Origin of the sequence: Corallococcus sp. CA041A, from assembly GCF_003612075.1 — a bacterium.
In the GTDB taxonomy this organism is placed as follows: domain Bacteria; phylum Myxococcota; class Myxococcia; order Myxococcales; family Myxococcaceae; genus Corallococcus; species Corallococcus exiguus.
The window spans coordinates 22,222-30,709 of record NZ_RAWF01000109.1; the positions used below are offsets into that span (position 1 = coordinate 22,222).

At 70.6% G+C, this 8,488-nt stretch carries 6 protein-coding genes; 2 read left to right on the plus strand and 4 right to left on the minus strand.

Annotated features, from left to right (window positions below; all coding sequences use genetic code 11):
* Nucleotides 1-50: 50 nt before the first annotated feature.
* Nucleotides 51-1,496 carry a glycosyltransferase family 39 protein gene (locus D7V77_RS20445; protein ID WP_120577977.1) on the minus strand — a complete coding sequence of 482 codons (1,446 nt, stop codon included), beginning with the start codon at nucleotides 1,494-1,496 and terminating at the stop codon, nucleotides 51-53.
* Nucleotides 1,497-1,651: 155 nt separating this feature from the next.
* On the opposite strand from D7V77_RS20445, the gene tesB reads away from it, so the two are divergent.
* Nucleotides 1,652-2,521 carry an acyl-CoA thioesterase II gene (gene tesB / locus D7V77_RS20450; protein ID WP_120577972.1) on the plus strand — a complete coding sequence of 290 codons (870 nt, stop codon included), beginning with the start codon at nucleotides 1,652-1,654 and terminating at the stop codon, nucleotides 2,519-2,521.
* A gap of 7 nt (nucleotides 2,522-2,528) precedes the next feature.
* Here tesB and D7V77_RS20455 read toward each other — a convergent pair whose 3' ends face one another.
* Both D7V77_RS20455 and D7V77_RS20460 read right to left on the minus strand, forming a co-directional pair.
* A complete protein-coding gene (locus D7V77_RS20455; protein WP_120577973.1) occupies nucleotides 2,529-3,080 on the minus strand; it encodes a hypothetical protein in 552 nt (183 codons plus the stop codon).
* Nucleotides 3,081-3,160: 80 nt separating this feature from the next.
* Complete coding sequence (locus tag D7V77_RS20460; protein ID WP_120577974.1) at nucleotides 3,161-4,390, minus strand: heparin lyase I family protein; 1,230 nt, start codon at nucleotides 4,388-4,390, stop codon at nucleotides 3,161-3,163.
* 620 nt (nucleotides 4,391-5,010) lie between these two features.
* Between D7V77_RS20460 and D7V77_RS20465 the strand changes: the two genes are divergently transcribed.
* On the plus strand, nucleotides 5,011-6,804 hold the full coding sequence (locus D7V77_RS20465) for a sigma 54-interacting transcriptional regulator (protein WP_120577978.1): 1,794 nt from the start codon (nucleotides 5,011-5,013) through the stop codon (nucleotides 6,802-6,804).
* A 22-nt stretch (nucleotides 6,805-6,826) separates the two neighbouring features.
* On the opposite strand, the gene D7V77_RS20470 is transcribed toward D7V77_RS20465, so the two are convergent.
* Complete coding sequence (locus D7V77_RS20470; protein WP_120577975.1) at nucleotides 6,827-8,206, minus strand: hypothetical protein; 1,380 nt, start codon at nucleotides 8,204-8,206, stop codon at nucleotides 6,827-6,829.
* Nucleotides 8,207-8,488 lie beyond the last annotated feature (282 nt).

Genomic DNA, 8,488 nt, shown 5'->3' on the forward strand with positions numbered 1-8,488 from the left:
CAGTATTTCAGAAAGTGGAAGGGAATCAACGGCTTGGAGTGTTCACTCGCTCAAGGTTGGGGCCACAGCCGGACGCGGTCGTCCTGGATGAGCTTGCCATTGACCGCGTCGGTGGTGCCGCTGGCCATGAAGCGGCGGGGCGTCTCCCGCGTGGCGACGAGCGCGGCCTCCGCCCACAGGAGCAACAGCAGCGCCCCTGCGAGCGCGGGCAGCCTCCGGGCCACGGCCGCGTGGCGCTCGCCCAGGACCTTCAATGGCAGCACCAGGAGCGGCAGGAGCGCGGGGAAGACGACGAGCAGGCCGCGCGCATAGCCGAAGAAGGCGAGCGTGATGAGCACCCGGTGCAGCACCACCAGCGACAGCAGCCGGAAGGGCGCGTGCGCGGGCTTGAGCGACAGCAGCATCCCCGCGAGGAGCAGCGCCGCCAGCGGCCACTTGAGCCACGCGGAGTCGGGGACGAACACGTCCACCGGGGCGCGCTCGCCGGTGAGTCCTCCGGGCACGTCCGACACGCCGATGCCCAGGCGCAGGCCGTCCAGCCACAGGTCCAGCTTCGTCCAGAGCAGCCGGGCCGCGTCGCCGGGCGAGGCCACCATCCAGCGCAGCCCTTCCGCGTAGCCGTGCAAGAGCAGGCGCCGGTGCTCCGGGCGGGAGGGGTCCAACTGTCCGTTGTTGCCGCCTTGATTGATGAGGGCCGGCGTGAAGCCCCCGGTGGCGCCCGAGTGGTTGGCCATGGCGAAGTTGAGCGGCCCATACACCGTGACGGGCACCCACTCCGGCAGCGGCTCCAGGTGCGGCGCCCGCGCGTTCAATTCGCGCATCGTGTCCACGTTGCGCAGGGCGGAGGGCACGAGCAGGAGCAGGGACACGCCCATCGCCGCGCCCCAGCGCAGGGCCCACGGCTTCCAGGGCCCCCGCTCGCGCGCGGTCCACGCATACGTCAGGAGGAAGGGCCACAGCCCCAGGTGCTCCGCGCGGGTGAGGGTGCCCCAGCCCATCACCGCGCCCAATCCCAACACCGCGGGCCAGGACGGCACCGCGCCGCCCATGCGCAATGCCAGCGCACAGGTGAAACACAGCCACAGCGCGGACAGCGTTTCATTGCTGTACGTGGTGGACAGCACCAGCCACCCGAAGCTCGTGGCGTACAGGCCCGCCGCCACCAGACTCCACGGCGTTCCCAGCAGGCGCCGCCAGAAGCCCTGGCAGAAGGCCACCGTGGCCGCGCCCAGACAGGCGAGCGCCAGCTTGTAGGGCAGCGCGCTGCCCGCGGGCTCGCCCAGCACCCGGTACAGCAGTCCCAACAGCGCGGGGAACAGGGGCGGGTGGTAGGGCAGGGCGACCGGGCCTTCGCGGCCCCTCGCCAGGTCCACCGCGGCGGTGTGGAAGAAGCGCGCGTCGCCCGCGAAGAAGACGGAGAAGGGCCAGTCCCGGTCCGGCGAACCCGCCAGGTACAGTCCGCGCAGGAGGAGGCTGGCGGCGAACGTGGCCACCATGCCCCAGGCCGCCGGGTGCCGCCGGACGGCGTCTGGCAGGGAAAGCGAGGCCACGGGCTCCTCCGGGGCAGAAAGGCGCCGCACTCTACATTGGTCCGCGCGCACGGGCCTGGGGCTGGGATATGGACGGGGTGCGTCAAAACGGGAGGACGTACATGAGCCGGGTGCTGGACGAGCTGTTGGGGCTCCTGAAGCTGGAGCCCATCGAGGAGAACCTGTTCCGTGGCGCCAGCCAGGACCTGGGCTTCCGGCAGCTCTTCGGAGGGCAGGTGCTGGGGCAGTCCGTGTCCGCCGCCAGCCAGACGGTGGAGGAGAAGCGCGCGGTGCACTCGCTGCACGGCTACTTCCTGCGCCCCGGGGACGCGAGCCTGCCCGTCGTCTACACCGTGGACCGCGTGCGTGACGGCGGCAGCTTCACCACCCGCCGCGTGGTGGCCATCCAGAAGGGGCAGCCCATCTTCACGCTGATGGCGTCCTTCCAGGGGGAAGAGCCGGGCTTCACGCACCAGGCCACCATGCCGGACGTGCCGCCGCCGGAGTCACTGCCCACGGACCTGGAGCTGTTGGGGCGCCACGCGGGCCGGATGTCGGAGCGGCACCGGGAGAAGTTCCTCTCCGCCAAGCCCATTGAGATGCGCCCGGTGACGTACGTAGACCCCTTCGAGCCCACCGCCGAGCCGCCCGTGAAGCACGTCTGGTTCCGCGCCGACGGCGCCATGCCCGACGAGCCCCAGGTGCACCGCTACGTGCTCGCGTACGCCAGCGACTTCAACCTGCTGGGCACCGCGCTCCAGCCGCACGCGCAGACGTTCCTCCAGCCGGGCTTCCAGATGGCCAGCCTGGACCACGCGCTGTGGTTCCACGGCGACCTGAAGGTCAACGACTGGCTGCTCTACACCATGGAAAGCCCCTGGGCCGGCAACGCCCGCGGCCTGGCGCGCGGGCACGTCTTCACCCGCGACGGGCGGCTCGTGGCCTCCGTGGCCCAGGAGGGGCTCTTGCGCCAGCGCACGGACGCGCGCTAGCGGAACCTCAGAACGTCAGCCGGGGCGTCGGGCCCAGGTCGATGACGCCGCCGCGGTCATCCGGGTCCGAGCCGGTGGTGGGCTTGAAGAGCTTGCTCACCATGACCAGCGACCCCATCAACGCGACGCCGATGGTGCCCGTCAGGAGCAGCGTCTTGCCCAGGCTGAACTCGCGCAGCCGGGCGTGGTCCACCTCCGACAGGGAAACGACGACCGGGGGCGCGGCGGCACTGGAGGTGGAGCCCTCCAGGGGCACGCCCCGGAAGCGGTCGCCGTCCACGCCCACCTCGATGAAGCGCTGGAACTCCGTGTCCGACTGGGCGGAGACCAGCGCCAGCGGCGTGTCGGAGGTGAACTGGTGTGCCTGGCCCTCCACGTCCCGCACTGTGCGCTTGCGGTCCGTGACGCGGTTGAGCATCACGTCACCCAGCTCCCGCATCAGCGCCGCGTTCTCGTCCCGGAAGCCATCCAGCCGCGTGAGCTCCGGCTTGGGAATGGCGTAGGTCGTGGTGCAGGACGCCAGCAGGGACAGGGCGGTCAGCGCGGCGCACAGACGCATGAGACGACTCCTCGGGATGGACTCGTGAAAGCCTATCCCGGAGCGTGCCCCGGCGCCTACCGGGGCACGCGGCCGGTGTCTCACTTCAACTTGTAGTTGGCGTCCAGCACGTCCGCCTGCGTCCGGCCCATCACCCAACCGTCGTGGTAGACGACGCCCACCGGCGCGATGGTGTCGTTCCGGTACAGGCCGATCTTCAGGTAGTTGAGCTGCCCGGAGTACTGCGTCGCGATGTTGCGCTTGGGCAGCACCAGCTGGCCGTCGTAGTACAGCTCCACGAAGCCCACGCTCGCGTTGGGGGACCACTTCACGTGGAAGACGAAGTCGTGCCACGTGTTGCGCACCAGCGGCGTGCGCCAGACGATGGTGCCCGGGGACCCGCCGATGTTCAGCCGCATCTCCTCGCCGTAGACGTAGAACTCCACCGGCGGCGAGCCGCAGCACCCGTCATGGTGCCACTGGGTGAAGAGCTGCCAGGTGTTCACGCTGGGGAAGTCCGCCGCGAAGCGCGTGCTCCAGCGGTACCAGTACTCGGAGCCCACCGCCTCCTTCGTCTGCTTGAAGATTTCGTTGCGGTTGCCGCTGGAGTTGATGGGGTCATCGCCCTGCTTCACCGTGGCCTTGAGGGCGTAGCCGCCCTCGCGCACCGGCGATGAGACGACCTGGAGCCGGTCCGCGGACATCATCTGCGTGCCGTCCCACTGGCTGCGGCTGCCGGACTCGAAGTCGCCCCGCCACACGATGCCGCCCGGGGTGGTGGGGGGCGGCGCCGTCGTGGTGCCGGAGCACGGGCGCGCCTCCGCGATGCTGGCCCAGTCGTTGAGGGAGTTGCCCTGCACCGTGACGCGCACCCGGCGCGCGCTCACCGACGTGAAGGCGTACGTCTCCGCCGCGGTCGTGTTGCCCTTGCTCTTGCCGCTGTACACCTGCGTATAGGTGTAGCCGTCCGGCGACACGGAGACGGTGAACGTGTTCGCGCGCTTGTTGCCCTCGTGCCAGGCCACCGACACCGCGCTCACGGCCTTGGTGGCGCCCAGGTCGAAGTCGAGCCACTGGCCCTTGCCCAGGCTGCTCCAGCGCGTGGTGAGCTGATCATCCATCGCGTTCGCCGCGACGCTGCCGGCGCCGTCGTCGCCGCTGGCCTTCACGCTGGCGGGGGTGAGCTGCGTGCAGCCGGTGGTGGTGAGATCCTCGGCGGACGTCTCGAGCGTAGGCTGGCGGTCTTCAACCGGAAGGGAACCATCCGGAGCGCCACAGCCGACGGCGCCCAGGACGAACAACGTTTCAACCAGGAGGAGGGTTTTCTTCAAGGAATTGGCCCAGGGGGAAAGGACAGGCAGTGAAAAGCCATGCTCCAACGACAGGAGACAGGGGCATGGCTGGGGGATGTCTGGCTTTACGGCGGGACAATCCCCTCTCGTGCTCCCGGACCTGTTCGACAGGGCCGCGTCGACGGGAGGAGAAAGACAGCGTGAAGGGTGTTCGGTGCTCCATCCGGCAGCGGGGGGAAAGCCTGCCGTGTTCCAAGGTGATAAACCGAATACCGAAGTTTTATTTCGAACACAAGCGACGCTGAGCCCGCTTGCATGCTGGGCAGGTTCGGAACAAAAGACAGACATCAATTTCAGACGGCCCCGTTGGAATCCTTCAACACGCCGGAAGGGACGACACGGCCCGTCGCGTGGGATGCGCACCGCCGGAGCACGGACGTTTCGCGCCGTGGGTTGTGGTGCGGTGTGGGGGAGGGTTCGCCGTGTTCCGGGCAGGGCGCTTTGGACCCGTGTCCACTTGCGGCGTGCTGAGAGGACATCCCCTTTGCCGCCGACTTGCGATGACGGGAGAATCAGGCAGAAACCCCGTCCGCAATGTTCGTATTTTTCCAGGAAGCCCGCCGCGCGGCGGCCATGAGGCCGGTCGAGTGACGCACCCCATGTCGCGCCCCGACTCCGAGCAGGTGCCCCGGAGCGAGCGCAAGCCGCTGTACGTGAAGGTGGTGACCCAGCCGGCGTTGCATGGCTGCTGGTCCGTGAACATCAGCGAGACGGGCATCGGGCTCATCGCCACGCCGCGCAGCCCCTCCGAGGGCCCGCGCGAGAACGAGCCGGTGGAGATGGCCTTCTCGCTGCCGGACACGGGCGCCCACGTGCGGGTGCACGGCACGGTGCGCTGGCGCCACGACACGGCGGGCGGCGGGGGCACCGTCGCGGCGCTGGGCATCAGCTTCGGCGCCTTCGACGCGGCGGACGGCGTGAAGCTGGCGCGCTACCTGGCCACGTCCCACCTGCAGGTGGTGGCGGCCTTCGCCTCGGACGACGAGTCGCGCGCGGTGCGCCAGGCCCTGGACGGCGTGGCCACGCCGCACTTCGCCGCCACCGCGGAGGACGTGCACGCGCTGCTCACGCGCGGGGACATGGCGGTGCTGCTGGTGTGCGGCCAGGACGAGTCGCGGGCGCTCGCGCTGGTGGAGTCCCTGGCGGAGCTGCGCGCGGAGGTGGACCCCACGGGGGCGGGGCCGCCCAGCGACCTGGCCTCGCGCATCGTCTACTGCGCCCCGGCGGCCCCGGAGCGGCTGGTGGCGCTCTTCAACTCCGGCCGCATCTACCGCGCGCCGGGGGCCTGGCCGGACCCGGAAGCCATGCGCGAGGCGGTGCTCCAGGCAGGGCGCGAGCACGGCTTCCGCACGGAGCAGTGGCGCATGGCGCTGGAATTGGAGCGCAACCTCATGCGCGAGCGCGCGCTGGCCCAGACGCCGGTGGTGGGCGTGGGCCGCCACGGGGAGGACCTGGGCTTTCGCAGCCCGCCCATGCAGCGGGTGATGGAGATGGTGCGCCTGGTGGCCCCCCACCGGGTGGCGGTGCTGCTGCAGGGCGAGACGGGTACCGGCAAGGAGGTGCTGGCGCGCATCCTCCACCGGCTCTCCGGCCGGGGGGACCTGCCGCTCGTCGTCCAGGACTGCGGCGCGCTCACGGAGACGCTGCTGGAGAGCGAGCTGTTCGGCCACGTGAAGGGGGCCTTCACCGGCGCGGTGTCGGACCACCCGGGCCTCTTCGTGCTGGCCAACGGCGGCACCATCTTCCTGGACGAGATTGAGAACACCACGCCCAACCTCCAGGCGAAGCTGCTTCGCGTGCTGGAGACGGGCGACATCCGCCCGGTGGGCGGCACCCAGGTGCGCCACGTGGACGTGCGCGTGGTGGCCGCGAGCAACCGGGACCTGGGCGAGGAGGTGCGCGCCGGCCGCTTCCGCGCGGACCTCTTCTACCGGCTCAACAGCTTCACCATCGACATCCCGCCCCTGCGCGAGCGCCCGGAGGACATCCCGGAGCTGGCCCGCGCCTTCGTGGAGCAGTTCAACCGCACCCTCAAGCGCTCCGCCACGGGCGTGGCCCCGGACGCGGACGAGGTGCTGCACGGCTACGGCTGGCCGGGCAACGTGCGCGAATTGCGCAACGTGGTGGAGCGCGCGGTGCTCCTGTCCCGGCCCGGGGAGATGCTCACCCGGCGCCTGTTGCCGCCCGCGCTCCTCAACAACACGCTGCCCCGGGCGGACCCCACCGGGGATGGTTCGCTGAGGGCCCGGCTCCAGCAGGTGGAGCGCGACCTCATCCGCGAGGCCCTGGAGCGCCATGGCGGCGTCCTGCGCCGAGCCGCCGTGGCCCTGGGCATGGACCCCGTGACGTTGGGCCGCCGGGCCCGGCGCCACGGGTTGTGGAAGGCGGAGTAGCCCTCCGCCCTCCACGCCTTCGTCAGTGCGCCCGCATCCACTGGAGCATGGGCTGCCACACGCGCACGCGCGCGTCCCTGGCGAGGAACAGGTCCGCGTGGCCGAAGTCCAGCTCGCGCTGCGCTTCCGGCCGGCTGCGCACGATGAGGTGGGTGACGTCCGTGCTCCCCAGGAGGCGCGTGGAGTACTCGCCGTAGCGGCCCACGCCGCCCGCCGCGCCCACGTACAGCACCGGCACCTTCACGTCCTTCAGGTGGTCGTCGTAGGGCACGTCCAGGCCGCACAGCTGCTTCTCCGTCTCCACCACCTCGTTGAGGCTCTGGTAGGGCACCGCCAGCTGGAGGTAGTCGAACAGGGTGGGCTCCGACGTGAAGGCCGTCCTGTCCGGAAGGCCGGCGGTGTCCGGCACGCTGCCCGCCAGGTGGTAGCCCGGCGTGATCGGCTGGAGCGGCGCCAGGAGCGCCCCGGTCCGCCCGGCGGCGATGACCGCGAACTTCCGGTTGGTGGGCCGGACCGGGCCCGCGAAGCCCGCCGGGGCCAGCGGGGACGGAGCGTTGGGAGCGCGGGTCGCCAGCTCACCCATGGTCTTCACCGGCATGCCCGGCGCGGGCCCCAGCAGGCCCCCTTCCGTGCGGCCCTCGTCACGGGCGGCCTGGAGCGCCTCGTACCGCTGGCACGCCCACTGGCGCTGCTCGGCCGCGTCCGGCCCGTAGCGCAGCACCATGTCCATGGGCACGAAGCCGTCCACCCGGCGCAGGGCGCGCGGACGCTGCGACTCCCCGTCCAGGTACGCGTACCCGAGGGTCGCGCCCCGGCTCCAGCCCAGCAGGAACATCCGGTCGTTGTTGCCGCCGTTGCCGGACAGCCGCCGCACCACGTCCGCCAGCGCCAGGCCCGTGCCCACGTCCTTCACGTGCGACTGCATGTTCCAGTCCTCCATGAACTGGAAGTTCGTCTCCGCCTCCGGCACGCCCACCCAGCGCAGGTCCAGGCCCCACACGTCCACGTCCTGGCTCGCCAGGAACGTTGCCAGGGAGCGGTTCTCCGGCATCGTCGTCACGCAGGTGTTGGTGAGGAACGCGGGCACGAAGCCCCACAGGTCCCCGTGCACCATGAACACCGCCCGGCTGCTGCGCGCCGGAATCCACGGGTACGCCTCGCGCACCACGCGGTGCACGGTGATGGCGTCGTACTTCCCCGTGCCCACCCGCACCTTCCAGCTGTAGTGCGCCAGGCCACCGCCCACCACCTCTCGCTTCGTGCTGGAGGCCACCAGGCCCGCCGCCACCAGTGGCCGCGTCCACGGATCCGCCTGAAGAGTCACTTCGTGCGCGTCCCCCGGATTCGCGCGCAGCGCCACGAACAACGCCAGCATCGCCCACAGGCTCAACGTCCCACGCATACCGACCTCGGATCGCATTGAGGGTCCCCCACGCAGACAAGCGCCAGGCTCTGACACCCGGTGCCTCCCGATGCAGGCCTTCCCAGAGCACCTTCCGCGCCAGGGCCCAAGTAGTTGATTTCATTGGTGCTGCCCCGCAGGGCAAGCTTCACCGGTGAAGGCCGCTGGACGCCGCTCCCAGCACCCTCCGAGTGAATAAACGCAGGACGCCGCGTACTTCAATGCTGAGACATGCGGACCACGAATGGAGCGGGTCCCCTGGGACTGAACGGACACCCCCGC

Coding starts and splice junctions, on each gene's coding strand:
- D7V77_RS20445 (WP_120577977.1), bottom strand. CDS start 1,496: ATGGTGGCCACGTTCGCCGCCAGCCTCCTCCTGCGCGGACTGTACCTG.
- tesB (WP_120577972.1), top strand. CDS start 1,652: ATGAGCCGGGTGCTGGACGAGCTGTTGGGGCTCCTGAAGCTGGAGCCC.
- D7V77_RS20455 (WP_120577973.1), bottom strand. CDS start 3,080: ATGCGTCTGTGCGCCGCGCTGACCGCCCTGTCCCTGCTGGCGTCCTGC.
- D7V77_RS20465 (WP_120577978.1), top strand. CDS start 5,011: ATGTCGCGCCCCGACTCCGAGCAGGTGCCCCGGAGCGAGCGCAAGCCG.
- D7V77_RS20470 (WP_120577975.1), bottom strand. CDS start 8,206: ATGCGTGGGACGTTGAGCCTGTGGGCGATGCTGGCGTTGTTCGTGGCG.